The organism is Nitrospira sp. Kam-Ns4a (assembly GCF_965152595.1).
The window spans coordinates 330,237-357,006 of record NZ_OZ224218.1 but is presented as its reverse complement, the minus strand read 5'-3'; the positions used below and the strand labels follow the sequence as shown (position 1 = coordinate 357,006).

Here is a 26,770-nt window from a genome sequence, read left to right as displayed (position 1 = left end):
CTGCTTTTGTGCATGACACGGGGAGGTCAGCCTACCCGACTCGCCGTTCAATTGCAAGAATGGGGGAGGCGGCTGGATAGGGGGATGCGGATCGCAATGTCCAGGCCGGCGTCGCCGTCATCGTCTCGCCGGTCCTTCCCGACGCTGTAGAGGATGCCCTTCTCCGGGTTCCAGAGCATCGGCAGGCCGGTGAAGGGGTCGAACAGGGCGGAGCCAGCCTGCGCCACCCGGACTGGGATCGGCTGTCGGCTGGCCGTTGTGAGCAGCGTGGCCTTGAGCGTCGTTAACCGGAGGCGGGCGTCCGTCTCGGCCAGTCGCAGCAGGTGCGGCTTCCACTGCGGCTCCTCTAGGCTCGCCGTCTCGATCGGCGAGAGGAGTGTCTCGGCGAGTCCGCGGCGCGGCGAGCTCGCCGCGTCTTGGAGCCGCGGCGGGAGACCGGGCGGGGACTCCGAGGCGCGGATCAGGGCCTGATAGTAGCGCGCGTAGGTGTTGAGGATCTTCTGCCGGCGCACGGGGGCTCGCTGCCTGAGCCGAACCACAGGGCCCGGCCGCCCTCCACGGCCATGATGCAAAGGCCCAGGGTGACAATGACCGTGGGGATTGCTCGAACGGGGACTTTCTTGCATAGAGGAGCTCCCATCCGACCCTTGGTGGAGTTACGGCCCAAGTGGGCAAGGCATGTACCAGTGGAACCCCGAACTGCGGTAACTGCCGGAGGCCCAAGGGGATCGGCAGCAGTGTATTCTTCCGATTACACGTCGGGTCCTTGCGGTCGCCTCTGTTCAAATTGGTTCCTCCAGAGCAATTTCTGCGCGTTTGACGCCGGGATTTCTTTGCCCTTGACAAGCCTTGCGGGCCTCCCCTAGAGTGGCTTCCCAGCGACATAGCTACCGGGCTAAGGGAAGAGGGTGAAAGTCCCTCGCGGTCCCGCCGCTGTGAATGGGGACGAACCCCGCAGTCAGCCACTGTTCCTAAAGCGAGCAGCAAGTAGCAAATAGCGAGCGAAGAAGAAAAGCTATTGGCTAGTTGCTGCCGGCTGTTCGCTGGTGGAATGGGAAGGCGCGGGTAGTAGGCCGAAGACCCCATAAGCCAGAAGACCTGTCCGGATCCCTGCGCCGCGCTGCCTCTTCTTTGGGGCGCCGGTGGCGCGGGCAATGACCTTCCTTCCCTCGAGGGCTGGGGAACGGATGAGGATGAAGAACGGGATGCAATCCTCAGGGTCTGGGTAGGCCTTGAGGATTTTTTATTTTGGGAGCCAGCAGCGAGTAGCGAAGCGGCCGTGGTTAGCGGTCCTGGGCTATTGGCTATTGGCTGCCAGCGATTTTGCTGACCGCTCTTTATGAAGAAACGACGGCAGCAGGGCATCCTGACCGGGATGCCGTTTATGGCGAACCTGGCGTCACGTACGTTTGTTGATGACCTGACGCGCAAGATCTACCTGGCGAGCCCACCGGGCCGCGTGGTCTCCTTGGCGCCCGGGGCCACGGAGATTCTCTATGCCATCGGTGCTGGCAGCCTGCTGGTCGGCGTCGCGGAAGCCTGCGACTATCCTCCCGATGTCCAGACGAAACCCAAGGTCGGCGTCTTGCCTTCGGCCCTGGATGCGATCGGGGATCTGCGGGCCGATCTTGTCCTCTGTCCGAAAGAGGGACTGGGCAGCGAGCTGATGAGCGCGCTGGAGCGGTTGAAGGCCCCGACCTTTGTCCTGCATGCCCGGACCATCGAACACGTGTTTGCCCAAATCCAGACGATCGGCCGGATGGTCGGACGGTCCGGCCCTGCCGACGCCCTGGCTGCAGTCCTGCGGGAACGGACGGCCAGGATCCAACGGCAGACCGCGTCCCTGCCCCGGCGGCGGGTCCTCTGTCTTGTGAAGGCTGCGCCGCCGCTCGCGATCGGGGCGGGGACCCTGACGCATCACCTGCTGACCTGGGCCGGCGCCGCCAATGTCGTGGCGCGCGGCGGGGACGCCGTGCCGGTCGGCTTTGATGAGGTGCATCAGCAGGACCCGGAAATCATCGTGTTGGCGCTGGGGACCCACGAGCCGGAGCGGCCCGGTGAGTTGCCTCCGCTGGACACCTGGAGAGAGCTTGCCGCCGTTCGGCTCGGCCGGGTGTTCCGCGTCCCTGGCGAGCTGCTGACGCGCCCGGGCCCCCGTCTGGTCGAGGGGTTGGAGACGCTAGCCAGACTGCTTCACCCCGATGTCGAGCCAGCGAGTGGAAACTGAGGGAGCGGGTCCGACCTCGCTTTGTCGAGATCGCGTACGATGCAACCAACAGGAGGGGATATCAAGAAGGAAGCATAGAGGAACGTCCGGCGGTGACGGGGAAGATGGTGCGAAGCCATCACGGTGCCGCCACTGTAAGCGGGGAGCAAGCCCGCACGGGAGCCACTGTTCCTTAAGCGCATAGCGAGTGGCGCATAGCGAGCGGCAAGCCAAGCTGCTCGCTGTGTGCTGCCGGCTGTTCGTTTCCGGGACGGGAAGGCGCGGGCGCGCGACGATCCGCGAGTCAGGAGACCCGACCGCCGGACTCTTCCACTCAGCCCTTCGAGCATAAGGGAGGTGGACGATGGCGGGTGTTGCGTGGGCCTGTGTCGCCAGCCTGTGGGGCGTCCTGGCTGTCATCGGGTGGCCCGGGGTGGGACTTGCGGAAGATCCCGAGACGTCGGGAGAGGTCGTGAAGACGGAGGACGTCGTCGTCAGCGCAACGAAGACGGAGGTGCCCGTCAGCCATTTAACCAGCGCGGTCGAGGTCATCACCGGGGAAGAGCTGCAACGGCGGAGCCTCAAGACCGTGGCGGAGGCGCTGCGGTTCGCGGAGGGAATCTCCTTCGTTCAGTTCGGCGGGCCGGGTACGTTGGCGACCGCCCGGATGCGGGGCGGCAACCCCGAGCAGACCCTGGTGCTGATTGACGGGGCGATCGTCAACAGCGCGACCGCCGGCTCCTTTGACTTCAGCAGCCTGACCACCGACAACATCGAACGGATCGAAATTCTCCGAGGCAACCAGAGCATGTTGTGGGGCTCCGACGCGCTGGGCGGAGTGATCAACATCACGACTAAGCGCGGGACGGGTCCCCCGAAGCTGGGCGCGTTCCAGGAATACGGCTCCTTCCAGTCGCTCCGGGAAGGGGCGAGCCTCAGCGGCCAGAAAGGGCCGGTGGACGTCTCTGCGACGCTCACCCGGTGGGACGTCACCTCGTTCTCGGCCATCAACTACCGCCGCGGGGCGACGGAGCGGGACGGCTTCCATAACTGGCAGGGCTCCGGCCGCCTGGGGGTCGCCCTGCCGAAGGAGGGGCGGCTAGATTTTGACGTCCGCTGGCTCCAGAGTCTGCTCAACATTGACGGCTTCAACGGCGCCAATCCCGCCGATGTCCTCGGCGCCATCAACCGGCGGGATCAGTATGTCTTCACCGGCTCCTACCGGCAGCCCTTCACCGACTGGTGGAAGCAAAAGCTCACGGCGGGCCGGTATCAGGAGAAGCTCTTTTCGCACCCCGGGACCTTCTTTCGGGACCTCAGGACGGGCGCGACCGGCGTGCCATCCGGGTCGCCGGTGACGATCCACCTGCTGAGCAACCGGATCGAATGGCAACACAACGTTCAGGTAGCCCCACCGCTGCTCGTGACCGCCGGCTACCAGTTTCGGGAGCAGCAGGGGGAGAACGATCCGAGATTTACGAATCGGATCATCTCCTCCCATGCCGGGTTCGCCGAGGCGCAACTGGATCTTTGGGATCGCGTGTTTGGCACGGCCGGTCTGCGGCAGGATGCGTACAACGTCTTCGGGAACGCCACCACCTATCGGGTCACGGGCGGGTATCTGCACAAGGAAACGGGGACGAAGCTCCGCGGGAGCTATGCGACCGGCTTTCGGGCCCCCACGCTCAACCAGCTCTTTTTCCCCGGCTTCGGCAACCCGAATTTGCAGCCGGAGAAGAGTCAGGGCCTCGATGCGGGGGTGGACCAATACCTGTTTGATCAACGTGTGACGCTGAGCACGGGCTACTTCTGGACCCGGTACCGGAACCTGATCCTCTCGGTCTTCAATCCGGCGGTCTGCGGCCCCCTCAGTTCATCGGGGTTCTGCGCGCAGAACATCGGCCTGGCCAAGGCCCAGGGGTGGGAGAGCAGCGTCAAGGTCGTGCTGGCCAGGGACCTGCCCTGGATAAAAAGCCTGGACTTCCACGGCCAGTACACCTATACGATCACCAGAGACCTCCAGCGGAACGTGGGACGCCGTCTGCCGCAGTGGCCGGTCAACCAGTGGAGCGCGGTCGTCAGCTACCAGCCCATAGAGCCCCTGCGCGTCAACGTCGAGTTCCGGTACATGGGCGAGCGGTTCAACGACGCCTTGAATGCCCAGAAGCTGCAGGCCTTCGATGTCTGGAACCTGGCCGCGACCTATGATCTCACCAAGCGGGTCCAGGTGTACACGAGGGTGGACAATCTGTTTGATCGGCGGTATGAAGAGATCCTATTCTTCGGCACGCCCATCCGCTCGATCTATGGGGGCGTCAAGGTAAATTTCGATCTCGGCTGAGCGGGCACGCGGCCTGCGACGACCGGGCGCCGGTGCCTGCGGCCGCCATGCAACCTGAAAGGAGCGGTCCATGCCAACACAGGGCTATCGCACGGAGACGATCGAGGAGCAGGATGGCGCCCGCTATCACTACGAGTACATGGAGCCGACGGAGGAGGCTCTGCTGGGCCTCCTCCGCGACCTCTTCGAAACGCACTGGTCCCGTATCGTCTTCGGCCCCTGCATCCAAGGCGCCGTGTTCGAGATCCGGCTCACGGCGCCGCCGCAGAAGGTCTCGATGCTGGATGGGTACCTGACCGTGGACCTAGGCCCCTGGCATTTTCATCTCTGCCTCGGGGAGCATCGCGGCACCAAGGCCAACCCGACTCCCGAAGCGCTGGCCCGGATCCGGCGGGCTTCCAAGGCGGGCTTCTTCCGGAGTCTGGGGCGAGGCTGTGCCGGCGGGAGTTGGGGCTTCCGGATGTGGAACGGGGCCGGCGAGCAGATGCTGACCGTGTTCTTCCCGAATCCCTATTTGAATGAGCGGATGAAGCCGCAGAAACCGGACTGGAGCCGGCTGGCCCTCTGGAACGAGATGCGGGTGAAGTATCTGCCAGGGGCGGTTCCCTGGATGCCCGAGGAGCAGGAGGCCGCGGCCCCGGCCGGCCACTAGCGGATAGCCGGCTGGTACAGGATGGAGGCCATGCGCAGCCCAGGTGCAGCGGCGATAGGCGGTCTGCTGCTGTTCAGCGGATTGGCGACGGTCGCCTGGACGGCGGGCACCACCCCGACCGCCCCGGCCGGCCGTCCAGCGCCGGGGACAGGCCCGGCCCGTGTCCTCTCTGTGAACATCACGAGCGACGAGATCCTGCTCGACCTGGCGCCGGACCTGCTCGTGGGGCTGAGCTATCTGGCGACCGACCCCCAGGCCTCAAACGTGGTCATCCGGGCCGAGCGGGTTCCGGTCCGCCTCAAGGGCGATGTCGAGCGCATCCTGAGCCTCCAGCCGGACCTGTTGGCCATCGGCGGGCACCAGGCGGACATCGTCAGACAGGTCGAGGCGCTGGGGATCCGGACGGTACGGATCCAGGGCTTCGAGTCGCTCGACTGGATTCGCCACCTGATCCGGACCTTGGGTGAGGCTGTGGGGCGGCCGCAACGAGCCGAGGAGTTGGTCGCCGAGATGGACGGGCGGCTGGCGGCGGTCGCGCGACGGGTCGCCGGGCGGCCGCGGCCGCGGGTCCTCTCCTACTCCGCCGGCGGCTTCGTCGCCGGGCGCCGCACGATCACGGACGACGTCATCCAGGCGGCTGGCGGAGAGAATCTCGCCGGGCTTCTGGGGATCACCGGCTGGAAAAAGATGTCGCTCGAGCAGGTGGTCGTGGGCGATCCGGAGGTCATCGTGATGCGGCAGACTGAACGACGGGATCCCGGCTTCGCCCAGGCGTTGCGGGACCATCCGGCCTTCCGGCACAGCCGTGCGGTGGCGACGGGCCGGGTGTACCTGCTGCCCGGCCGGCTCCTGGTTACCTCCTCCCACCATGTCGCCGAGACGGTGGAGGCCCTGGCGCGCCTGCTGCATCCCGAGGCCTTTGCGGGAGCCTCGATGTGACGGGCCGGACCGGCGCGGTGTTCCTGGGGTTGCAGGTGCTCCTGCTGGGCTCGGTGATCGGCGCCACGGCCATCGGCTCTGTGGACGTGCCGCTCCGCACGGTCGTCGCGCTGTTTCTCGATGCGCTGCCGGGCGTGCATCTGGATGCCGGCTCGCCCGCCCAGGCCGCCATCGTGTTTCAGCTCCGGCTGCCGCGGGTACTGCTGGCGCTCCTAGTCGGCGGAGCGCTGGCGATCACCGGGGCGGTCCTGCAAGGGCTCTTCCGCAACCCGATGGCCGATCCCGGCATCATCGGGGTGAGCAGCGGGGGCGCACTCGGCGCGGTGGCCGCGCTCACCTTCGGGTTGTCGGCTTCGTACCTGTGGGCGGTGCCGCTGCTCGCGTTTGCGGGGGCCGGTGGTGCGACGCTGGCGATCTACCGGCTCGCCTCAGCCCACGGGCGAACGCCGCTCGCCACGTTGCTGCTGGCCGGCCTCGCGCTGAACGCGTTTCTGACGGCCATGACCTCCTTTCTCCTGAGCCTTGCGCAGAACATCTTCGTGCTCCGGGAAATGATGTTCTGGTTGCTCGGGGGGCTGGACGGACGGAGCTGGCCGCACGTGGGGCTGGTCTGCGGGCCGGTCCTGGCGGGCTGTCTGGGGCTTTTGCTCTTCTCCCGGGACCTGAACGTGCTGGCGGTGTCGGGGGAGGAGGGCGCGCGCAGCCTGGGTGTGGACCTGCCGTGGCTCCGGCGTTGGCTGTTGACCTTGACCGCCCTCGTCGCGGGCGCGGCGGTCTCGGTGAGCGGGATCATCGGCTTCGTCGGCTTGATCGTGCCGCATATCGTCCGACTGCTCCTCGGGCCGGACCATCGGGTCTTGCTGCCCGCCAGCTTCCTCGCCGGCGCCGTGTTTCTGATCTGGGCGGATCTCCTCACGCGGGTGGCGGTGCCGACCGAGGAGCTGCGGCTCGGGGTCGTCACGGCGGCGATCGGGGCACCGTTCTTCATGGTCCTGCTCCAGCGCCACCGGCGGCGGACCGAGGCAGTCTAACGGAATCACGTGGACGCGATTGTCACAGCCAGAGACATCCGGAAGGTCTGCGACGGCTACGTGCTCGTGGACGGGGTGGACCTGTCCATCGCGCCCGGTGAGTTCATCGGGTTGGTCGGTCCGAACGGCGCGGGGAAGACGACGTTGCTGCGGCTGCTGGCCAAGCTGCTGGAGCCGTCGGGCGGGGCGGTGCTGCTCGAGGGCGCGGACCTCGCCCGCTTGGCCCAGCGAGAGGTGGCGCGGCGTGTGGCCGTGGTCCCCCAGACCGCGGTCGCGGTGGATTTCGCCTTTCCGGTCCTGGATGTGGTCCTGATGGGGCGTTTTCCGCACCGCCGGCGGTTCGAGCCCCTCACCGCGGAGGACGACGCCCTCGCCCGCCAGGCGATGCGCGAGACGGACACCACCGCGCTCGCTGACCGGCTGATGACCGAGCTGTCGGGTGGCGAGCGGCAGCGGGTCGTGCTGGCCCGCTCGCTGACGCAGCGGCCCCGGCTGCTCTTGCTCGACGAGCCGACGGCCAGCCTCGATCTCTCCCACCAGCTCCGGGTGCTGCGGCTGGTGCGGCAGCTTGTCGAGACCGAGCGCATCGCGACGGTCGCCGCCCTGCACGATCTCCAGATGGCGAGCCGGTTCTGCGATCGCGTGCTGATCCTCAAACGGGGCGCGCTGGTCGCGGCAGGCAAACCCGCCGAGGTGTTCACGCCGGAGCGGCTGGCGGACGTCTTCGGCATCGTCGCCCGCGTCGCCCCCGATCCGCTGACGGGCGGGCTGGCGATCACGGTGCTGGACGTCGCGGACCAGCTCATAGACTCAGTATGAACCCCAGGGCCCGCCACGCCTCGCGGGAGCGACTCGGGTTGGTGCGGCGTTCCGTTGACAAGCGGAAGCCAAGGGCAGTAGAGTGCCTCCGTTCGACATAGGCCTCGACGGTCTGGGGGTTTCCCGGAAGGGAAAGAACAGGGAAGAGGGTGAGAGGCCCTCGCGGTCCCGCCGCTGTAATTGGGGACGAAACCCGCCACAGCCACTGTCCGCCGACGCGGGCGGGAAGGCGCGGGGAGTAGGAGGATCCAAGAGCCAGAAGACCTCCCCCGACCTCGACCTCCGGTCCTCCGTGGGGTGGGGAGCCGGTGGCAGAGGATTGAAACGCCGGGTGCAATCCTCAGGGACGGTCCGCCCTGGGGATTTTTTTTGTCCGCCGTCTGAGAGCGAAAACGGGCCATGGATGCACGGGTGGTCGTTGCGGGCACGCACAGCGGGGTCGGGAAGACCACGGTCGCGCTCGGGCTCATGGGAGCCTTGACCCGCCGGGGCCTGTCGGTCCAGCCCTTCAAGGCCGGGCCGGACTTCATTGACCCGACCCACCACCAGGCCGTGACCGGCCGGACCTCACGCAACCTGGACACCTGGTTGATGGGCGAGGAGGTCGTGCAGGAGCTCTTCCACCGCGCAGCCGCGGGGGCCGACCTCGCGATCATCGAGGGGGTGATGGGCCTCTTCGATGGAGCCTCAGGGCTCGATGAGCGGGGAAGTGCGGCGCACCTCGCGAAGATCCTCCAGGCGCCGGTGCTCCTCGTCATGGACGCGCGGGCGATGGCCCGGTCCGCCGCCGCCGTGGCGCTGGGCTTTCAGAAGCTGGATCCGGCGCTGCGGCTCGCCGGTGTCGTCCTCAACCGCGTCAGCACGGCGAAGCACGAGGACTACCTGCGGGAGGCGATCGGCGGGCTCACCGGCCTGCCGGTGCTGGGCACCTTGCGGGAGTCGGATACGGTCGCGATCCCCAGCCGGCACCTCGGGCTCTATGCGGGCGGGGAGAGCCCCAAGATCAAGCGGGCGCACGAGCAGATCGTCGCGTTAGCGGAGCAGACGCTCGACCTGGAGGCGATCGTCCAGATCGCCCGGAGCGCGCCGGCCCTGCCCCCGCGCCCACCGCGCTGCTTCGATGGGCCGGCGACTGCATCGGGGGGCCCGGTCGTCGCCTATGCCTGGGACGAGGCCTTCTACTTCTACTATCAGGACAACCTAGACCTGCTCGCGCATCTCGGCTGCCGGCTCGTGCCGTTCTCCCCTCTGCGAGACGCCGCCCCGCCGCCGGCCGACCTCCTGTACCTGGGCGGGGGCTATCCAGAGCTGCACGCGAAGGGATTGGCAGAGAATACGGCGATGCGTGCGGCGATCCGGCGCTTTGCCGACTCCGGCGGACACATCTACGGGGAGTGCGGAGGATTGATGTACCTCTGCGAAAGCCTGGTGCGGAGCGACGGCGCCGTGCTCCCCATGTGCGGCGTGCTCCCGGCGCAAACGGTCATGACCAAGCGGCGGCTGAGCCTGGGCTACACCCTGGTCCGGGTCGAGCGGGCCTGTGTGCTGGGCGCAAGCGGCACGGTGACCCGGGGACATGAGTTCCACTACTCCACCCTCAAGCTGCACAAGGACGTGCCCGCCGCGCTGACGATCGCGCGCGAGCGGGGCGGGACCGAGAAACCGGACGGGTATCTGGTCGGCAATACCCTGGCGTCCTACACGCACATCCATTTCGCCAGCAATCCGGCGGTAGCCAGGCACCTGGTCGAGACCGTTGGGCTAGGCGGGGCGTCGCGGCCGGGCGGCCGTCTGTCGTAACTCAGGCAAGGGAGGGGAGACGCGCATGAGCAGAATCCAAGTCTCGCGCACCACGGGTGTCCTGTTGGTGTTCCATGGCGCGCGCGACGACGACGGCATGGCCGAGTTTTTTTCGTTCCTGACCGAGGTGCAGCGGGCCTGGGCCCCGATGGTGGTGCAGCCGGCCTTCCTCGAGTTCGTCGAGCCCTCCATCCTGGATGCGACGGCCGAGCTGGTCGAGCAGGGCGTCCGCGAGGTGCTCGTGCTCCCGCTGTTCCTGGTGCCCGCCTCCCACCTGAAGACGGACGTTCCGGCGGCGATCCGGTATCTGCGGGAGCAGTACCCGCACGTCACGTTTCGCTACGGCCGGCATCTGGGAATCACCCCGCTGCTGACCGCCATCCTGGATGAGCGCCTGCGCGAGGTCGAGGACGGCCGGCCGCTGCCGGACCGCGCCCGCACCGCGGTGCTGCTCGTCGGGCGGGGCAGCAGCGACCCGGACGCCAACAGTGACGTCGCCAAGGTGGCGCGGCTCTTCTGGGAGGGGCGCCGGCTGGCCACCGTCGAGATCGCCTTTGCCGGCCTGACGGCCCCTACGCTGGAGGAGGGCCTGACCCGCTGTCTCCGGCTGGGGTGCGAGGCGCTGATCGTGCTCCCCTATTTTCTGTTTACCGGCATCCTCGTGAAACGGATCACGCAACAGACGGCGGAGTTCGCCGCGCGGGCCGGCGCCGTGGACATCCGGTGCGGGCGTCACCTGGGTGTGCATCCGAACCTGGTCGAAGCCCTGACGCTGCGGCTGCAGGAGCTGCTGGACGGGCCCGCACTCATGACCTGTGATTGCTGCAAGTACCGGGCGGCGCTGCCGGGGTTCGAGGCTGACCGCGGGGCGCCCATCGCGACGGACCATCACCACGGGCTCCGCAGCCGCACCTCGGACGAGCGCCATGGCGAAGCCGGAAACGGGGGGCATCATCACGGGCCGCGGACCCAGTTCCACCATGGGTAAGAGGAGGGCGTCTTCGCCTCGGGCCGGGTGAGGCCATGGAAGAGAGCCGGCCTCCAGGGTCCCGTCGGGGTCTGCGGACCGGGTTCACGACCGGAGCCTGCGCGACGGCGGCGACGAAAGCGGCGCTGCAAGTACTGCTGGGCGGCGAGCCCCCGTCGCAGGTGACGATCCGTCTCCCGGCTGGCCGGGACGCCACGTTCACGCCGGTCAACTGGGTCGTCGCGGACGGGCAGGTCTCGTGCGGGATTGTTAAGGATGCGGGGGATGATCCGGACGTCACGCACGGGGCGGAGATCCGGGCAGCCCTGCGGTGGCGGGCGGAGCCCGGGCTCGAGCTGGCCGGCGGCGAGGGCGTCGGGACCGTGACCCGGCCAGGATTGGGGCTGGAGATCGGTGGCCCGGCGATCAACCCGGTGCCGCGGCGGATGATCACGGCGGTCGTCGAGGAGAGTCTCGGCCCCCGGTTGCGCGAGCAGGGCCTGACCGTCACGATCTCGATCCCGGATGGCGAGCGGCTGGCGAAGAAAACGCTCAACGCGCGGCTGGGGATCGTCGGCGGGCTCTCGATCCTGGGGACGACCGGGATCGTGCGGCCTTACTCCACGGCGGCCTGGCGCGCCAGCGTCGTCCAGGCCGTGGACGTCGCGGCGGCCGGCGGCTGCCGCGAGGTCGTGCTCTCGACCGGAGGCACCACCGAGCGGTTCGCCATGGCGGTGCGGCAAGATCTGCCGGAGATCGCCTTCGTCGAGATGGGCATCTTTACCGGCGCGGCGCTCAAGGCCTGCGTGAAGGCCGGGATCAGCCGTGTGACCCTGAGCGGCCAGGTCGGCAAGCTCTCGAAGATCGCGCAGGGGTTCATGCAGACCCATGCGGCCGGCAACCGGGTGGACACGAAATTCCTGGCCGAACTGGCGGCGCGCTACGGGGCGACCGGGACGCTCCGCGACGCGATCCTGGCCGCGAATACGGCGCGGCATGTCGGCGAGCTGGTGCTGGCGGCTGGCGCGACGTCCGTGCTGGAGGGCCTCTGCCGGGAGGTGATCGCGCAATGTCGCACCTACGTGCAGAACCGGCTGGCCGTCGGGGTCCTGCTGTTCGACTTCGACGGGACGCTGCTCGTGCAGTGTCCGGCCGGGGCGGACCGGTAGGGGGAGGGGAAGGCGATGACCGCGAGGGGAGCCAATGAGCGCATCCTGGTCGTCGGGGTGCCGCCCGGCGGGCCGGCCGGCTGGTCCATGGACCTCCGGCGCCGTGTGCAGAGGGCGGAGATCCTCTGCGGCGCCCCACGCCACCTCGCCGCTTTGCCGGGGGTGGGGCGGGAGCGCTGGCCCATCACGGACAACGTGCTGGAAATCGTCGAGCGGCTGCGGGCCGCGCCCAGCAAGCGGGTCGTCGTGCTCGCCTCGGGAGACCCGCTGCTCTTTGGGATCGGCGCGACCCTGGCCCGGGCCTTGGGGCCGGACCGGTTGGAGATTGTCCCGCAGGTCAGCGCGGTCCAGGCCGCCTTCGCCCGGATCGGCGTGCCGTGGCATGACGCGCTCATCCTCTCGGCCCACGGGAGGCCGATCGAATCCGTCGTTGCCGCGGCCCTGTCCCATCCGAAGGTGGCCCTCTACACGGACGGGGTGAATACCCCGGCGCGCGTCGCGGCGGCGCTCCTGGCGGCCGGCAGCCCGGACCGCCGGACGGTTGTCGCCGAGCGGCTGGGCGAAGCCGGCGAGCGGATTGCGGCGGGGACCTTGCGCGCTGTTGCGGCCGATCGGTTCGATCCGCTGAATGTCCTGCTGATTCTCGAACCGGTGTCTGGGCAAGGCCTGCCGAGCGGAGAGGCGCTCGAGGTGGACGAGGCGGCGCTCGAGACCTGGCGGGGCCAGGTGACGCGGCGAGAGGTGCGGGCGCTGGTCCTCGCCGCCCTTGGAGCCAGGCCTGGTTGGGTGGTCTGGGACGTCGGCGCCGGCGCAGGAGCGGTTTCGATCGAGCTGGCGCGACGGATGCCGGGCGCGCCCATCTTCGCGGTCGAGCGGGACCCCGAGCAGCTCCGCTGTCTCCGGACGAACCTGGCGCGGCACCGCGCCGGCTCAGTCACGGTGGTGGAGGGCGAGGCGCCGGATGTCCTGTCCCGGCTGCCGGACCCGCAGGCCGTCTTCATCGGCGGGACGGGCGGCAAGCTGACAGCCGTGCTCACCCATTGCTGGCAGCGGCTCGCGCCGGAAGGCCGGTTGGTCGCGAATCTGGTCGTCCTGGGCCACCTGAGCGAGTTCCTGGCCTGGTGCGCGCCCGCGGGCGCAACGCCGGAGGTGCTCCAGGTCCAGCTTGCGCGGGGCGTGCCGATCGCCGGCTCGCTGCGGCTCGAGGCGTTGAACCCGGTCTATCTCGTCGCGGCTCGCCGCGGGGGCGGACCGGGCCTGAGACCGGAGGAGGCTGCTGGTGCAGGTACGTAGGCCGGGGCGGCTGTACGGAGTGGGCGTGGGGCCCGGCGATCCGGACCTGATCACGCTCAAAGCGGTCCGGGTGCTGCGCCGGGTCCCAGCCGTGCTGGTCCCGCACAGCACCAACCGGCCGAGCGTGGCGCTCGGGATCGTGCGCCGGTGGATCCGTCCCCGCCAGAAGTTGATCCTCCAGCCCTATCCCATGCTGGGGGCGGAGGCAGCGATCGCGGCGGCCAGAGAGGCGGCGGCGGACCAGGCCGTGGCGCTGCTCGCGGCCGGGACGGACCTCGCCTTCGTCACGGAGGGGGATCCGCTGCTGTTCAGCACGTTCATTGACCTCCTGGACCGGACGCGCCGCACCCTGCCGGATCTGTCCATCGAGGTGGTCCCGGCGGTCTCGGCCGTCACGGCCTGCGCCGCGGCGGCGGGAGTCCCGCTCGCGCGCCGGACGGAGCGGCTCGCGGTCCTCTCGGCGACGGACGGGCTGGACGATATCGAGGCGGTTCTCGACCGATTCGACACGGTCGTGCTGCTCAAGGTGCGGAGCGCCTACGAGCCGCTCGTCGCGCGGCTGGACCGGCTCGGCCTAACGGAGGCGGCGGTGCTTGTGGAGGAATGTGGCCGGCCGGACCAGCGGATCACCCGGGACCTGCGGTCCAGGGTCGGCCAGCCGCTGTCCTATTTCGCAACGGTACTAGTGTGTCGCACGCGCGCCGTTCGGCGGGCATCCTGTGTGAGCACGCAAGGCGGCTCGTGATCAAACCCGTGGGCAAGCCGACGGTGGTCTCTTTCATCGGCGCGGGGCCGGGGGCGCCAGACCTGATCACGGTCCGGGGCCGGCGACGGCTGGCCCGTGCCGACGTGGTACTGTACGCGGACTCGCTGGTGCACCCGGGCATCCTGCGCTATGCGAAGGCGGGGGCCGAGGTCCGGGGCACCGCCTCGATGACCCTGGAAGAGATCACGGCGCTGATGGTCGCCGCGGCCCGGGCGGGCAAGCGTGTCGTCCGGGTGCACAGCGGCGACCCGTCGCTGTACGGGGCGATCCACGAGCAGATGGAACGCTTGGCCGAGGCGGGGGTCGCCTATGAGCTCATACCGGGCGTCAGCGCCGTCTCCGCCGCCGCGGCGTCGCTCGGCGCCGAGCTGACCAGGCCGGGGCTCGCCCAGACCGTCATTCTCACCCGCGCCGGAGGCCGGACAGGCATGCCGCCGGGGGAAGCGCTGGAGGAGCTGGCGCGACATGGGGCCACACTCGTGCTCTACCTCAGCGCCGGCCATCTCGCCAGGGTCGTCCGCGACCTGCGCGCCGGCGGCTATCCGGAGAACACGCCGGTCGTGGTCGTCTACCGGGCAAGTTGGGAGGACGAACGGATCCTCCGCGGAACCCTGGCCACGATCGCTGGCCAGGTCCGGGCCGCGAAGCTGACGCGCCAGGCCCTGATCCTGGTCGGCCGCGTCTTCGGCGCCGACAGCCGGGCCGAGGCCCGCTCCCGGCTCTACGATCCGTCGTTTTCGCACCTGTACCGGCGCGGGGTTCGGGCGAAGGGAGGGGAATAGGCCGATGGCCTTTCGGCGGCTGCCTGATTCGATCGAGGCGGAGAGCCTCGCCCTTATCCGGAGCGAGATTGGGGTACACGGGTTTGCTCCGGACGAGTTCGAGATCGTCACGCGCATGGTGCAGGCGTCGGCGGACCTGGAGTTTGCACGGACGACGGAGTTCCGCTTGGGAGCCGTCCAGGCTGGCCTGCAGGCGCTCCGCCAGGGGCGGCCGCTCGTCGTGGATGTGCAGATGGTGGCCGCGGGATTGCGGCAGGACCTGCTCGCGTGGCTGGGGGTCGAGGTCCGGTGCGTGATCCGGGACGAGGCGGTGCGGCGCCAGGCGGTCGAGGCGGGCACGACCCGTGCCGCCGTCGCCATCGAGCAGGTGACCGTGGAGCATCCGGATGCGGTCGTCGTGATCGGCAACGCGCCGACCGCGTTGATCCGGGTGGTCGAGCTGATCCGCGCGGGGCGGATCCGGCCGCCGCTCGTGATTGGGATGCCGGTCGGGTTCGTCCTGGCCGCCGAGGCGAAGGAACGCTTGTGCGAGACGGATGTCCCGGCGATCCTGTGCCGTGGGCGGAAGGGAGGGAGCGCCGTGGCCGTCGCGGCCGTCAATCAGTTGCTCACGCTCGCGGCCCGTGACGTGCCCAAGGCATCGCCGCCCGGTCCCCTAGAGGGAGGCAGCCTGTGGTGAGGCAGAAGCCCGACAAGCCCATCGCCTGGGACCAGGTCGCGATCGTCACGGTGACCCGCCGCGGCGCCGAGCAGGGACGGCGGCTCCTCGCCGCGACTCCGGGGGCGTCGCTCTATGTCCCGGCACGGTTTGCCGCCGCGGCCGAGGCCTCCATGGTCTGCGCCTATCGGGAGCCCATCGGGTCGCTCCTGGCCAGGCTGTTCGCCGCCGGGCGCTTCCTGATCGCCTTTGCGGCCACGGGGGTGGTCGTGCGGGTGCTCGCGCCGCTGCTGCGCGGGAAACAGGAGGATCCCGGCGTCCTCGTTGTGGATGACGAGGCCCGGCACGTGATCAGCCTCCTCGGCGGCCATCGCGGCGGCGCCAACGTTATGGCCCAGGCAGTCGCCGCGGTCCTCGGCGCGGCGCCCGTCCTCACCACGGCGTCGGAGAGCCTGGGGCTGCCCGCGTTGGATCTGTTGGGACAGGAGTTTGGGTGGCGATTGGAGGAGGAAGAAGGACTTCCCGCGGCCATGGCGGCGCTGGTCAACGGCGAGCCGCTGCTGATCTGTCAGGAAGCCGGCGAGCCAGCCTGGCGACAGGAGCCGTTGCCTGCCCACGTGACGCTCGTCACCAGTTTGGCCGCCGTCCAGCCAGGCTCCTATGCGGCCGCGGTTCTTATCTCGGACCGGGCTCTTCCGGCGATCCTCGAGGGGTGGCCCGGCAGCCCGCGCCCCCCGCTGGTCCTCTACCGGCCGCGGACGCTGGCGCTCGGCATCGGGTGTGAACGGGGGGTGACTGCGGAAGAGATCGAAGACGCCGTGCATGCCTGTCTGGCCCGAAACGGGCTGGCGTTCGGGAGCCTGCGCGTCGTGGCAAGCCTCGCGCACAAACGGGATGAGACTGGGCTGCTGACCTTCGCCGAGCGGCATGCGCTACCGCTGCGTTGGTACCACGCTCATGAGCTCCGTGCGGGCGGCGGGCCGACGCCCTCCTCCCTCGTCGAGCGGCATGTGGGGACGCCTGGGGTGGCCGAGCCAGCCGCCCTGTTGGCCAGTGGGCGGGGGACGCTCGTCGTACCGAAGTATCGGCAGGGCCGGGTGACCGTGGCGGTGGCGCGCGGCACGCACTGGCCGCGCTCACCAGGGCGCATCTTGCTCGTGGGGCTAGGCCCCGGCGACCGGGCGGACCTGACGCCGCGGGCGCTCGCGGCGCTGGCCCAAGCGGACACGGTCCTCGGCTACCGCCGCTACCTCGACCAGATCCGCGACCTGCTCACCGGCAAAGCGGTGATCCCCGGCGAGCTGACGAAGGAGCGGGAGCGGGCGGGGGAGACTGTCCGGCTCGCGATGGCGGGCAGAACGGTTGCGCTGGTCTCGAGCGGCGACATCGGGATCTACGGGATGGCCGGATTGGTGTTTGAAGTCCTCGCGGCGCAGGGCTGGGCGCCGGCCTCCGGGGTCGAGGTGGTAGTCGTCCCAGGGATCACCGCGCTGTCGGCCTGCGCGGCCTTGCTCGGGGCCCCCGTCATGCACGATTTCGCGGCGATCAGCTTGAGCGACCGGCTCACGCCCTGGCCGCAGATCGTGCGGCGGCTAGAGGCGGTGGCCCAGAGCGACTTCGTCATCGCCCTCTATAATCCCAAGAGCGCAAGCCGGACGCAGCCGTTCCACGAGGCCTGCCGGATTCTGTTGGAGCACCGGCCCCCGGCGACCCCGGTCGGCGTCGTCACGCGCGCTGGCCGGCCGGGCTGCCGGACCCTGGTCACGACGCTGGCGAACCTGCCCACCTGCGAGGTGGACATGGAAACGACGATTCTCATCGGAAGCTGCGCGACCCGCGTCCTGGGAGACCGGCTCGTCACGTCGCGAGGCTATCCAGCCGCCGCGCGACGCTGCGAGGAGCTCCGCGATCAAACCAGCGAGCAAGTTGGCGAGGGGGCCCGCGTGGCCGAAGGAGATCGGTAACCATGGCGCAGGCCAAGGCCCTCATGATCCAGGGGACCGGCTCGCACGTGGGCAAGAGCCTGCTCGTGGCGGCCTTCTGCCGCATCCTGTCAAACCAGGGCCTGCGGGTCGCCCCGTTCAAAGCCCAGAACATGTCCCTGAACGCCTTCGTGACGGCCGACGGGGCAGAGGTCAGCCGGGCCCAGGCACTCCAGGCCGAGGCGGCGCGGATGCCGGTGCAGGCCGAGATGAACCCGGTACTGCTCAAGCCGACCTCCGAAACGGGCTCGCAGGTGATCGTGTTGGGCCGGGCCGTCGGCACCATGGCCGCGAAGGCCTATCACCAGTACAAGGAGGAGCTGTGGCCGGTCGTTGAGGCGGCCTACCGTCGGCTCGCGGCGCAGGTGGACGTCGTCGTGATCGAGGGGGCGGGGAGCCCGGCCGAGATCAACCTCAAGGCGCACGACATCGTGAACATGAGGGTCGCCGCGCTGGCTGGGGCGCCAGTCCTGCTCGTGGGCGACATTGACCGGGGCGGCGTCTTCGCCGCCCTGCTGGGCACCCTGGAATGGCTCGAACCCGAGGAGCGCCAGCGCGTGGCGGGCTTCCTGATCAACAAGTTTCGGGGCGACGGCTCCCTGCTGGGGCCAGGGCTGGAGGCCCTCGCACGCCGCACGGGCGTCCCGGTCCTCGGGGTCATTCCCTACATTCCGGATCTGCGCCTGGACGAAGAGGATAGTGTCGCTTTGGACGACCGATGCCGGCCGAACGGTGGGGAATCCGGCCGGCTCGCCATCGGCGTGCCGCGCCTGCCACGCCTGTCCAACTTCACCGACCTGGACCCGCTCGAGGCGGAGCCGGAGGTCGCGGTCCGGTTCGTCACGGCCCCCGACGAGCTTGCGGCCTGTCGGGTGGCCATCCTGCCCGGCAGCAAGAACACGATGGAGGACCTGGCGTGGCTGCGTCGGCAGGGCCTCGATCGGGCGATCCGGCGCCTCGCCGGGGAGGGCGGCTGGGTGATCGGCATCTGCGGCGGCTATCAAATGTTGGGCCGGCGCATCGACGACCCCTACGGGATGGAAACGACGGGCGGAGAGGCGGAAGGGCTCGGGCTCCTGCCAGTGGACACGGTGCTGGAGCGGGTCAAGCAGACCCTGCCGATCCGATGTGAGCCGGCCGGGCCCTGGGTCTGTGCGACCCACGCCGACCAACTCGGCGAGCTCAGCGGCTATGAGATCCATCTGGGCCGGACCACGCGGGCGTCGGACTGTGCGCCGGCGTTCCTCGTACGTGCGCGCTCCGGAACGGTCGCCGGGTCTGCAAGCTCAGAGGACGGCGCACGCAGCCCGGACGGCCGGGTCTGGGGAACCTACGCCCACGGCCTCTTCGAGAACGACCGGTTCCGGCAGTGTCTCCTCAGCCGCTGGCTGGACCGGCCCTGTCCCGACGAGCCGGGGCCGTCCTATGCGATGAGGCGGGGCCAGGGGTTGCAGAAGCTGGCCGAGGTGGTAGCCGGGGCCGTGGACCTGCGGGCGGTAGCTCGGCTCCTCGGCTTGTGAAGGGTTGCACCGGACCAGCAAGAATGGATCGGCGATGAAAGTCGCGAACGGACGGTTTTCAGCGGACGAGCGCGCGGCGGTCTATCGGGCGATCTTCGAACGCCGGGACGTGCGGCGGAATTTCCTCCCCACGCCCGTCTCCAACGACGTGCTCGACCGTCTACTGCGCGCGGCCCACCATGCCGGCTCGGTCGGCTTTATGCAGCCGTGGAACTTTCTCGTCGTTCGGGACGCGGCGACGAAGCGCGCGGTCAAGGCCGAGTTTCTCAAGGCCAACGCGGCGGCGGCGCGACGCTATCGCGGCGAGCGGGCGCGGCTCTACCGGAGCCTGACGCTCGAAGGGATCGAGGAGGCCCCAGTCAACCTGTGTGTCACCTGCACGCGACAGCGGGGCGGCCCGCACGTGCTCGGCCGCGCCACGGTCCCCGAGACCGACCTCTACAGCACCTGCTGCGCGATCCAGAACCTCTGGCTCGCCGCCCGGGCCGAGGGGATCGGGGTCGGTTGGGTCAGCATTCTGGACTATGAGGCGCTCAAGCGGCTCCTGGGCATTCCCCGCCCCGTCAAGGTCGTTGCCTACCTCTGCCTGGGTTATGTCGCGGAGTTCGGCGCGCGGCCAGACCTAGAGCAGGCCGGCTGGCGGGCCAGGCTGCCGGTCGAGGCGCTGACCTTCTATGAGCGATGGGGGCAGCGGCAAGCCGACGACGGCAGCCCGGCGAGCCAAGGCAATGGACGACGGTAGCCAGCGAGGCGCGCGCGGGAACAGCATGACGGACAGGACCGGCCCAGAAATCCTCATTCTCACGACGGCGGATACGGACATCCTTGCGCTGGATCGTGCCGTGCGGTTGCTCCCGGAGGGATTTCCAAAGGTGCGGGCGCGGAATCTGGCGGAGCTGCAGCAAGGTGGAGGAGTCGGCCGGACGCTGGATGGCCTGTTGGGTCCGGCCCGGATCGTCGTCGCGCGGGTCCTCGGCGGCCGCGCCTATTTTCACGACGAGCTGGACCTGCTCGCGCAGCGGTGCCGCGGAGAGGGCCGGATGTTGTTGGCGCTGCCGGGGGACCGGGAGCTGGATCCCGACCTCACGAGGCTCAGCACGGTGCCGCTTGCGGTCCTGGCCCGGGCCGCCGCCTACCTCGCGCACGGCGGGGTGGACAACCTGGCGCACTGCCTCCGGTTCCTCGCGGATGCGCTGCTCGGGACCCGCTACGGCGCCGCGCCGCCCGCGGCGGTCCCGGACTGTGGGCGCTACGCGTCGCCAGGCCCGCCGGTCGCCGCGCCCGTCGCGCGGATCGGGCTCCTGTTCTATCGCGCGCACTGGATGGCCGGGAACCTCGAGCCGGTGGACGCGCTGGTGCAGGCGATCCGAGCGCGCGGGGCAGAGGCGGTTGCCGTCTTCTGCCCTTCGCTCAAGGAGACCGACGAGACCGGCATGCCGCTGGCGATCCGCGAGCATTTCCTCGATCGCGACGGTCGTCCCGCGGTAGACGCGGTGATCTCCACCCTGGCCTTCACGATGGCGCAGCTCGACGATCGGATGGCCAGTGCCTTTGCCCGCCTCGACGTGCCGGTGATCCAGGCGACCTTCAGCACCGGCTCGGCGGAGGCATGGCGGGCCTCCAGCCATGGACTCTCGCCGCGGGACCTGGCGATGAGCGTGGCGCTGCCCGAGTTCGACGGCCGGATCATCTCCGCCGCGGTGTCCTTCAAGGAGCGCGCGGCGCGGAGCGAGGCGCTGGACGTGTCGCTGCACCGGTACCGGTCGGTGCCGGATCGAGTGGACCAAGTCGCCGCGCTCGCGCTCAACTGGGCCCGGCTGCGGCGCCTGCCGAACCACGAGAAGCGGGTCGCCATCCTCTTCGGGAACTACCCGTCCAAGAACGCGCGGATCGGCAACGGGGTCGGCCTCGACACGCCGGCGAGCGTGCTCGCGATTCTCCGGCGGCTGGCGGCGGAGGGCTACGATGTGGGTGCCCTACCGGAGAGCGGCGACGCCTTGATGCACGCGCTGATCGACCGGTGCACGCAGGACGAAGAGTTCGTCACGGCGGCCCAGCTCGAGGCCGCGGTCGGAACCCTGGCGGACGAGCGTTACTGCCGCCGGTTCGCGGCGCTGCCGGCTTCCGTGCAGGCGGGGCTCGCGGCCCGCTGGGGCGCGCCGCCGGGCCGGCACTTGCACAACGGGCGGGGGCTGGCCATCCCGGGCCTGCTCTTCGGCAAGGTCTTCGTCGGCATCCAGCCGGCGCGCGGCTACGGGCAGGATTCCGCGGCGATCTACCACAGCCCGGACTTGCCGCCCACGCATTTCTACCTGGGCTACTACCAGTGGATCCGCGAGGTGTTCGGGGCGGACGCGGTGATCCACGTCGGCAAGCACGGCAACCTGGAGTGGTTGCCGGGCAAGAGCCTGGCGCTCAGCGCTTCCTGCTACCCGGAGATCGCGCTGGGCCCGCTGCCGAACCTCTACCCCTATATCATCAACAACCCCGGCGAGGGGACCCAGGCCAAGCGGCGCGCCCACGCGGTCATCGTGGACCACCTGATCCCGCCGATGACCCGGGCGGAGACCTACGGGGATCTGCTGAAGCTCGAACAGTTGATGGACGAGTACTACCAGGTCAGCGCGCTCAACCCCGAGAAGCGCCCGATCGTGGTCCGCCGGATCCTCGAGCTGGTCCAGCGGAGCGAGATTTACCGAGACTTGAATTACGCGGCGGTGCCCGCGGAGGAGGAGTTGGACCGGTTCCTCACCGACATGGACGGCTACCTCTGCCAGATCAAGGAGTCCCAGATCCGGGGCGGGCTCCACGTCCTCGGCCGGCTCCCCTCCGGCGAGGCGCTGCACCACCTCCTGGTCGCCCTCGTCCGCCTGGACCAGGGCGACGTGCCCGGCCTGCTCCGGGCGCTGGCGGAGGACCTCGGGCTGGACTACCGGACCCTGCTCACAGAGTCCGCCCGGCCCGCGCCGGAGGCGATCCCGCCCTGCCTTCAGGGGCTTGGAAACGGCCCCTGCCGATCGCAGGGAGACCTGCTGGAGCGGCTGGAGCAGCTCGCCCTCCGGCTGGTGGCGGGGCTGGAAGCGCGAGGCTTTGTGCCGGAGGCGGGCCCGGACTTGGCCCGCGCATTGCTGCAGGGCGCGGCTCCGAGGACGGCGCGGGCGCTTGCGTTCCTCGCCGCCGAGGTCTGGCCGCGGCTCGCGCGGGTGGACGAGGAGCTGGTGCACCTGCTCCGCGGGCTTGCAGGGCGGTTCGTGCCGGCCGGCCCAAGCGGCGCGCCGACGCGCGGGATGGCGACGATCCTGCCGACGGGGCGGAACTTCTACTCGGTGGACATCCGGACGATTCCGAGCGAGAGCGCCTGGGAGGTCGGGCAGCAGGCCGCCCAGGCCCTCCTCGAGCGGCATCGGCGGGAGACGGGGGCCTACCCGGCGTCGGTCGGCATCGTCGTCTGGGGGACCTCGAACATGCGCACCGGCGGGGACGATATCGCCGAGATCCTGGCCCTGCTGGGCGTCCGGCCGCGGTGGCAGGGGGAGAACCGGCGGGTGGTGAGCGTGGAGGTGATCCCGCTGGCGGCACTGGGCCGGCCGCGCGTGGACGTGACGGTCCGGATCAGCGGGTTCTTCCGGGACGCCTTCCCGAACGTGATCCGGCTGCTGGACGAGGCGTTCCGGACGGTGGCGGCGCTGCCGGAATCGCCCGAAGAGAACTACGTGCGGGCCCACGTGCTCGAGACCGAGCAAAGGCTCGCGGAGCGGGAGCCGGGCCTGCCGGCCGCGGAACGGGCGCGCCGGGCCCGGTACCGGATCTTCGGGAGCAAGCCCGGCGCCTACGGTGCGGGGCTCCTCCCGCTGATCGACGAGCGGAACTGGAAGACCGACGAGGACCTGGCGCGCGTCTACATCACCTGGGGCGGCTACGCCTTCACGGCGGAGGAAGAAGGCGTCGAGGCCTTCACCCTGTTCGAGGATCGGCTGGCCGCGATCAGCGTCGCGGTCCAGAACCAGGACAACCGCGAGCACGATCTCTTTGACAGCGACGACTATTTCCAGTATCAGGGCGGCATGATCGCGACCGTGCGGGCCCTCACGGGGCGCAATCCGGCGGCCTACCACGGCGACACTTCGCGGCCGGACCTGGTGAAGGTCCGGGATCTGAAGGAGGAATGCGCCCGGGTCTTCCGGTCGCGGGTCGTCAACCCCAAGTGGATCCGCGGGATGATGCAGCATGGCTTCAAGGGAGCCTTCGAGATGGCGGCGACGGTGGACTATCTGTTCGGCTATGACGCGACGGCCCACGTGATCCCGGACTGGATGTACACCGAGCTGGCCAAGGCCTACCTGCTGGATCCCGAGGTCCAGCGGTTCCTCGCGGAGGTCAACCCCTGGGCCCTGCGCGGGATGGCCGAGCGTCTGCTGGAAGCGGCGGATCGCGAGCTGTGGGAGGCCCCGCCGGAAGACGTGCTGGGCGCGCTCCGGGACCTGTACCTGGACCTCGAGGGAGCTGGAAGGCCGGGCGGAGCCGGGGGCGGTGGGGAGCCACGGGAGCATGACGGCGCGCAGGGGTGCGCGGAGGAGGGCGATTGATGCGGGCCATGTCGGTCTTTCCCTTTTCGGCGGTGGTCGGGCAGGAGCGGATGAAGCGCGCGCTGCTCGCGGCCGCCATCAACCCGCGGATCGGCGGAGTGCTCATCATGGGCCAGCGCGGCTCGGCCAAGTCCACCGCCGCCCGCGCGCTCGCGAATCTGCTGCCCCCCGTCAGTGTGCCGGCCGGCTGCCCGCTGGTCTGCGACCCCGATGCGCCCGAGGGCTGGTGCCCGACCTGCGTTGCCCGCGGGACCCCGGGGGCGACCGAGGAGCGGCCGACGCCGTTCGTCTCGCTCCCGGTCGGGGCGACCCAGGACCGCGTGGTGGGGACGCTGGATCTCGAAGGGGCGCTCACCCGGGGCGAGAAACGGTGGGAGCCGGGCCTGCTCGCCCGAGCCCACCGCGGGCTCCTGTACATCGACGAGGTGAACCTGCTGCCCGACCACCTGGTGGACCTCCTGCTGGACGTGGCCGCCTCGGGCATCAACACGGTGGAGCGCGAGGGCATCTCGCTCTCTCATCCGGCGCGGTTCATCCTGATCGGGACGATGAATCCGGACGAGGGGGAGCTGCGGCCGCAGTTGCTCGACCGGTTCGGGCTCTGCGTCGAGGCGGAGACGCTGCTGGACCCGGAGCAGCGGGCGGAGGTGGTGGCGCGGACGCTTGCGTTTGAGGCTGACCCTGCCAAGTTCCTCAGCCGGTGGGAAGAGGAAGAGCGGTCCTTGCGGCAGCGGCTCGCTGCGGCCCGGAGCCGGTTGCCCCGGGTGCGGCTGCCCGAGGGCGTTCCGCGGCGGATCGCGGAGCTCTGTGCACAGGCCCATGTCGAGGGGCTGCGCGCGGACATCCTCATCCAGAAGACCGCGCTCGCGCTCGCGGCCTGGGAGGGGCGCGAGCTGGTGGCGGAGGCCGATGTGGAGGAGGCGGCGCAGATGGCCCTCCCGCATCGCCGCAAGCCGGGAGAGGAGGACGGGACGCACCTCCCCAACCGGCGTCGGCTGCGGCGCCGCGAGCCGCCAGGGCGTCACGGGGGCAGCACCGCGAGCACCACGCTGCCCTGGTGTCCTACGGGCCTATTATCGGCGCGAGCCCTCCCAGCGAGCATCCGGTCCGCACCCTTGCCATAGCGGCGACGCTCAGAGCGGCGGCGGCCCGGCTGGCGGTGACAGGCCGACCACCAGGGGGGCCAGGAGTCCGGATCAGACCCGAAGACTTCCGGATTCCCCTCCGCCAGGCCCTCTGCGAGCGGCTCTACCTCTTCGTCGTGGATGCGAGCGGCTCGATGGCCGCCCAGCGGCGCCTGGAGCTGACCAAGGGATTGCTGCTGGGGCTGTTGGAGACAGCCTATCGCAAGCGGGACCAGGTGGCCTTGCTGAGCTTCGCTGGCGCGCGCCGCACGCTCCGCGTTGGCGGGCGCACGCCGATGGCGGAGGCGCTGCGGGAGGCGAGGCAGGCGGCGGAACGCCGAGCCCGCATCACCCGCGAGCTGCAACAGGCGATCGTGGTGGTCTCGGACGGGCGGAGCAACGTGGGCTTAGACGGGGTGCCTCCGCTCGACGCGGTCGCCGCCGAGTTCGCGCGGCTGGCCAGGCAAGGCCTGCCGGTGATCCTGCTGGATGCAGAGGAGGGCCCGGTGCGGCTGGGCCTGATGGCCGGCTGGGCGCGACGGTATGGGTTCGTGTGCGCGAGGCTCGCGGAGCTGCAGGGGGCTGCGGGGGCGGGGCGCATCCGGATCGAGGCGGTCCGCCCGGACGTCAGGCGGGCCGCAGGCTATTGAAACTTCAAGTAACCCGGCTGGGTACTGCGACGGACGGGTCAACCGCCTAAGGGAATAAAGGAGGCGAGGAGTCGTGGACGAGCAGGAGCACCGGAGCCAGAAGCAGCGGGTCAAGGAGTCGGTGGAGCGCCGGAAGGCCGCGGCCCAGCTGGAGAAGGGGCTCCTGATCGTGCACACGGGGGCGGGCAAGGGGAAGACCAGCGCGGCGATGGGCATGGTGCTCCGCTGCGTCGGCCATGGGATGAAGGTCGCGGTGATCCAGTTCGTCAAAGGGGCGATCGAGACCGGCGAAGCCCAGGCGCTCGCCGTCTTTCCGGACCTCGTGACGTTCCACCGGTTGGGCGAGGGGTTTACCTGGGAGACGCAGGACCGGGCGCGCGACACCGAGACCGCGCGGCGCGCCTGGGAGGTAGCTTGCCGGTATCTCAAAGATCCGGCCTACCGGATGGTCGTCCTCGACGAACTGAACATCGTGTTGCGGTACGACTACTTGCCCCTGGCGGAGGTCCTTGCGGTGCTCCAGGCTAAGCCCCCCATGCAGCACGTGGTCGTCACCGGCCGGAGCGCCAAGCCGGAGCTGGTGGCCGCCGCCGACCTCGTGACGGAGATGGGCATGGTCAAGCATCCCTTCCGCAAGGGCGTCAAGGCCCAGCCGGGGGTGGAGTTCTGATGGAGAAGCGCTGCGCGCACTGCGGCCGGGGCTTCGACTGCGGCGTGGGGGCCTGCTGGTGTCGAGACGTGTTCCTGACGCCGGCCCAACTGGTCCACATCAAGGCGCGGTTTCAGAACTGCCTCTGCCCGGCCTGTCTCTCGGACCCGCAGGTCGTGGGCGTCCCGGAGACGGCCTGACCGGACCGGCAAGGAGAAGCACGATGCGCATTACCAAGGTCTATACTCGGACGGGAGACGCGGGTCAGACGCGGCTGGCTGGCGGGCAACAGGTCTGGAAGGACAGCCTGCGCGTGGAGGCCTATGGCACGATTGATGAGGTCAACGCGACGATCGGCGTGGTGCGGGCGTTCAACGCGGAGGCGGCCGCCGCGTCTCCCCAAGCCGCGCGGCTGGAGGAGGAGCTGCGCTGGATCCAGAACAAGCTGTTCGACGTCGGCGGTATCCTGGCCACGGCGCCCGGCCACTCGTTTAAGAACATGCCGCAGGTCACGGAGGAGCACGTGACCAGGCTGGAGCGGCTCATGGACCGGTGCGAGGAGGAGCTGACACCGCTGGAGGAGTTCATCCTCCCCGGCGGCGGGAAGGTCTCTGCACTCCTGCACCAGGCGCGCACGGTCTGCCGGCGCGCCGAGCGACTCTGCGTCAAACTGGCCCGCGAGGAGCCGGTGGACCCCGTGGTGATCAAGTTCGTCAACCGGCTGAGTGACGCCCTGTTTGTCCTCGCCCGCTGGGTGGCCAAGACCCAGGGCGAGCCGGAGTTTCTCTGGAAGCGGGACCTTGGACGATGACGTGGGACTGGTGATGCGGGGCGCG

At 69.7% G+C, this 26,770-nt stretch carries 23 protein-coding genes and 3 riboswitches; of the genes, 22 read left to right on the top strand and 1 reads right to left on the bottom strand.

The genetic code is table 11. The features are described from left to right. Positions 1-47 precede the first annotated feature (47 nt). Positions 48-512, bottom strand: a complete 465-nt coding sequence (locus ACWHYQ_RS01740; protein WP_447974046.1) for a hypothetical protein — start codon at positions 510-512, stop codon at positions 48-50. A gap of 324 nt (positions 513-836) precedes the next feature. Beyond that, positions 837-1,120: riboswitch (cobalamin riboswitch) on the top strand. 219 nt (positions 1,121-1,339) lie between these two features. On the opposite strand from ACWHYQ_RS01740, the gene ACWHYQ_RS01735 reads away from it, so the two are divergent. From ACWHYQ_RS01735 to ACWHYQ_RS01630, 22 genes are all read left to right on the top strand, one after another. Continuing rightward, positions 1,340-2,227, top strand: a complete 888-nt coding sequence (locus ACWHYQ_RS01735; protein ID WP_447974045.1) for an ABC transporter substrate-binding protein — start codon at positions 1,340-1,342, stop codon at positions 2,225-2,227. A gap of 73 nt (positions 2,228-2,300) precedes the next feature. Further along, positions 2,301-2,542, top strand: a riboswitch (cobalamin riboswitch). A gap of 28 nt (positions 2,543-2,570) precedes the next feature. Continuing rightward, a complete protein-coding gene (locus ACWHYQ_RS01730; RefSeq protein ID WP_447974044.1) occupies positions 2,571-4,547 on the top strand; it encodes a TonB-dependent receptor plug domain-containing protein in 1,977 nt (658 codons plus the stop codon). A gap of 70 nt (positions 4,548-4,617) precedes the next feature. Continuing rightward, the gene (locus ACWHYQ_RS01725) at positions 4,618-5,199 is read left to right on the top strand and encodes a DUF7676 family protein (protein WP_447974043.1); all 582 of its coding nucleotides are present in this window, start codon (positions 4,618-4,620) and stop codon (positions 5,197-5,199) included. 30 nt (positions 5,200-5,229) lie between these two features. Beyond that, on the top strand, positions 5,230-6,138 hold the full coding sequence (locus tag ACWHYQ_RS01720) for an ABC transporter substrate-binding protein (RefSeq protein ID WP_447974042.1): 909 nt from the start codon (positions 5,230-5,232) through the stop codon (positions 6,136-6,138). Then, entirely contained in the window at positions 6,135-7,169 is a 1,035-nt protein-coding gene (locus ACWHYQ_RS01715) for a FecCD family ABC transporter permease (RefSeq protein ID WP_447974041.1), read from the top strand. Before ACWHYQ_RS01720 ends, ACWHYQ_RS01715 begins: the two co-directional genes overlap by 4 nt. A 9-nt stretch (positions 7,170-7,178) precedes the next feature. Continuing rightward, the gene (locus tag ACWHYQ_RS01710; RefSeq protein ID WP_447974040.1) at positions 7,179-7,988 is read left to right on the top strand and encodes an ABC transporter ATP-binding protein; all 810 of its coding nucleotides are present in this window, start codon (positions 7,179-7,181) and stop codon (positions 7,986-7,988) included. Positions 7,989-8,085: 97 nt separating this feature from the next. Next, a riboswitch (cobalamin riboswitch) is annotated at positions 8,086-8,273 on the top strand. A gap of 114 nt (positions 8,274-8,387) precedes the next feature. Continuing rightward, positions 8,388-9,788 carry a cobyrinate a,c-diamide synthase gene (locus ACWHYQ_RS01705; RefSeq protein WP_447974039.1) on the top strand — a complete coding sequence of 467 codons (1,401 nt, stop codon included), beginning with the start codon at positions 8,388-8,390 and terminating at the stop codon, positions 9,786-9,788. A gap of 25 nt (positions 9,789-9,813) precedes the next feature. Further along, entirely contained in the window at positions 9,814-10,776 is a 963-nt protein-coding gene (locus ACWHYQ_RS01700; RefSeq protein WP_447974038.1) for a sirohydrochlorin chelatase, read from the top strand. Between the two features lie 35 nt (positions 10,777-10,811). Next, the gene (locus ACWHYQ_RS01695) at positions 10,812-11,924 is read left to right on the top strand and encodes a cobalt-precorrin-5B (C(1))-methyltransferase (RefSeq protein WP_447974037.1); all 1,113 of its coding nucleotides are present in this window, start codon (positions 10,812-10,814) and stop codon (positions 11,922-11,924) included. Between the two features lie 15 nt (positions 11,925-11,939). Beyond that, positions 11,940-13,217 carry a precorrin-6y C5,15-methyltransferase (decarboxylating) subunit CbiE gene (gene cbiE, locus ACWHYQ_RS01690; RefSeq protein ID WP_447974036.1) on the top strand — a complete coding sequence of 426 codons (1,278 nt, stop codon included), beginning with the start codon at positions 11,940-11,942 and terminating at the stop codon, positions 13,215-13,217. Then, positions 13,204-13,962 carry a precorrin-2 C(20)-methyltransferase gene (gene cobI / locus ACWHYQ_RS01685; protein ID WP_447974035.1) on the top strand — a complete coding sequence of 253 codons (759 nt, stop codon included), beginning with the start codon at positions 13,204-13,206 and terminating at the stop codon, positions 13,960-13,962. The genes cbiE and cobI overlap by 14 nt, the downstream gene beginning before the upstream one ends. Then, positions 13,959-14,765: a precorrin-4 C(11)-methyltransferase gene (cobM, locus tag ACWHYQ_RS01680; protein ID WP_447974034.1), complete on the top strand. Its 807-nt coding sequence runs from the start codon at positions 13,959-13,961 to the stop codon at positions 14,763-14,765. The genes cobI and cobM overlap by 4 nt, the downstream gene beginning before the upstream one ends. A 4-nt stretch (positions 14,766-14,769) precedes the next feature. Next, entirely contained in the window at positions 14,770-15,444 is a 675-nt protein-coding gene (locus ACWHYQ_RS01675) for a precorrin-8X methylmutase (RefSeq protein ID WP_447974033.1), read from the top strand. Beyond that, the gene (cobJ, locus tag ACWHYQ_RS01670) at positions 15,438-17,387 is read left to right on the top strand and encodes a precorrin-3B C(17)-methyltransferase (protein WP_447974032.1); all 1,950 of its coding nucleotides are present in this window, start codon (positions 15,438-15,440) and stop codon (positions 17,385-17,387) included. The genes ACWHYQ_RS01675 and cobJ overlap by 7 nt, the downstream gene beginning before the upstream one ends. A 2-nt stretch (positions 17,388-17,389) precedes the next feature. Then, on the top strand, positions 17,390-18,925 hold the full coding sequence (locus ACWHYQ_RS01665; RefSeq protein ID WP_447974031.1) for a cobyric acid synthase: 1,536 nt from the start codon (positions 17,390-17,392) through the stop codon (positions 18,923-18,925). A gap of 34 nt (positions 18,926-18,959) precedes the next feature. Next, positions 18,960-19,667, top strand: coding sequence for a 5,6-dimethylbenzimidazole synthase (bluB, locus tag ACWHYQ_RS01660; protein WP_447974030.1), 708 nt, complete (start codon positions 18,960-18,962; stop codon positions 19,665-19,667). 25 nt (positions 19,668-19,692) lie between these two features. Further along, entirely contained in the window at positions 19,693-23,511 is a 3,819-nt protein-coding gene (gene cobN / locus ACWHYQ_RS01655; RefSeq protein ID WP_447974029.1) for a cobaltochelatase subunit CobN, read from the top strand. Then, positions 23,511-24,635 carry an ATP-binding protein gene (locus ACWHYQ_RS01650; RefSeq protein ID WP_447974028.1) on the top strand — a complete coding sequence of 375 codons (1,125 nt, stop codon included), beginning with the start codon at positions 23,511-23,513 and terminating at the stop codon, positions 24,633-24,635. Before cobN ends, ACWHYQ_RS01650 begins: the two co-directional genes overlap by 1 nt. Beyond that, positions 24,569-25,285 carry a hypothetical protein gene (locus ACWHYQ_RS01645; protein WP_447975622.1) on the top strand — a complete coding sequence of 239 codons (717 nt, stop codon included), beginning with the start codon at positions 24,569-24,571 and terminating at the stop codon, positions 25,283-25,285. The genes ACWHYQ_RS01650 and ACWHYQ_RS01645 overlap by 67 nt, the downstream gene beginning before the upstream one ends. 73 nt (positions 25,286-25,358) lie before the next feature. Beyond that, the gene (gene cobO / locus ACWHYQ_RS01640; protein ID WP_447974027.1) at positions 25,359-25,955 is read left to right on the top strand and encodes a cob(I)yrinic acid a,c-diamide adenosyltransferase; all 597 of its coding nucleotides are present in this window, start codon (positions 25,359-25,361) and stop codon (positions 25,953-25,955) included. Beyond that, positions 25,955-26,134, top strand: a complete 180-nt coding sequence (locus ACWHYQ_RS01635; protein WP_447974026.1) for a cysteine-rich CWC family protein — start codon at positions 25,955-25,957, stop codon at positions 26,132-26,134. The genes cobO and ACWHYQ_RS01635 overlap by 1 nt, the downstream gene beginning before the upstream one ends. Positions 26,135-26,157: 23 nt before the next feature. Continuing rightward, positions 26,158-26,745, top strand: coding sequence for a cob(I)yrinic acid a,c-diamide adenosyltransferase (locus ACWHYQ_RS01630; RefSeq protein WP_447974025.1), 588 nt, complete (start codon positions 26,158-26,160; stop codon positions 26,743-26,745). Positions 26,746-26,770: the final 25 nt, after the last annotated feature.

Coding starts and splice junctions, on each gene's coding strand:
- ACWHYQ_RS01735 (WP_447974045.1), top strand. CDS start 1,340: ATGAAGAAACGACGGCAGCAGGGCATCCTGACCGGGATGCCGTTTATG.
- ACWHYQ_RS01730 (WP_447974044.1), top strand. CDS start 2,571: ATGGCGGGTGTTGCGTGGGCCTGTGTCGCCAGCCTGTGGGGCGTCCTG.
- ACWHYQ_RS01725 (WP_447974043.1), top strand. CDS start 4,618: ATGCCAACACAGGGCTATCGCACGGAGACGATCGAGGAGCAGGATGGC.
- ACWHYQ_RS01720 (WP_447974042.1), top strand. CDS start 5,230: ATGCGCAGCCCAGGTGCAGCGGCGATAGGCGGTCTGCTGCTGTTCAGC.
- ACWHYQ_RS01705 (WP_447974039.1), top strand. CDS start 8,388: ATGGATGCACGGGTGGTCGTTGCGGGCACGCACAGCGGGGTCGGGAAG.
- ACWHYQ_RS01700 (WP_447974038.1), top strand. CDS start 9,814: ATGAGCAGAATCCAAGTCTCGCGCACCACGGGTGTCCTGTTGGTGTTC.
- ACWHYQ_RS01695 (WP_447974037.1), top strand. CDS start 10,812: ATGGAAGAGAGCCGGCCTCCAGGGTCCCGTCGGGGTCTGCGGACCGGG.
- cbiE (WP_447974036.1), top strand. CDS start 11,940: ATGACCGCGAGGGGAGCCAATGAGCGCATCCTGGTCGTCGGGGTGCCG.
- ACWHYQ_RS01675 (WP_447974033.1), top strand. CDS start 14,770: ATGGCCTTTCGGCGGCTGCCTGATTCGATCGAGGCGGAGAGCCTCGCC.
- ACWHYQ_RS01665 (WP_447974031.1), top strand. CDS start 17,390: ATGGCGCAGGCCAAGGCCCTCATGATCCAGGGGACCGGCTCGCACGTG.
- bluB (WP_447974030.1), top strand. CDS start 18,960: ATGAAAGTCGCGAACGGACGGTTTTCAGCGGACGAGCGCGCGGCGGTC.
- cobN (WP_447974029.1), top strand. CDS start 19,693: ATGACGGACAGGACCGGCCCAGAAATCCTCATTCTCACGACGGCGGAT.
- ACWHYQ_RS01650 (WP_447974028.1), top strand. CDS start 23,511: ATGCGGGCCATGTCGGTCTTTCCCTTTTCGGCGGTGGTCGGGCAGGAG.
- ACWHYQ_RS01635 (WP_447974026.1), top strand. CDS start 25,955: ATGGAGAAGCGCTGCGCGCACTGCGGCCGGGGCTTCGACTGCGGCGTG.
- ACWHYQ_RS01630 (WP_447974025.1), top strand. CDS start 26,158: ATGCGCATTACCAAGGTCTATACTCGGACGGGAGACGCGGGTCAGACG.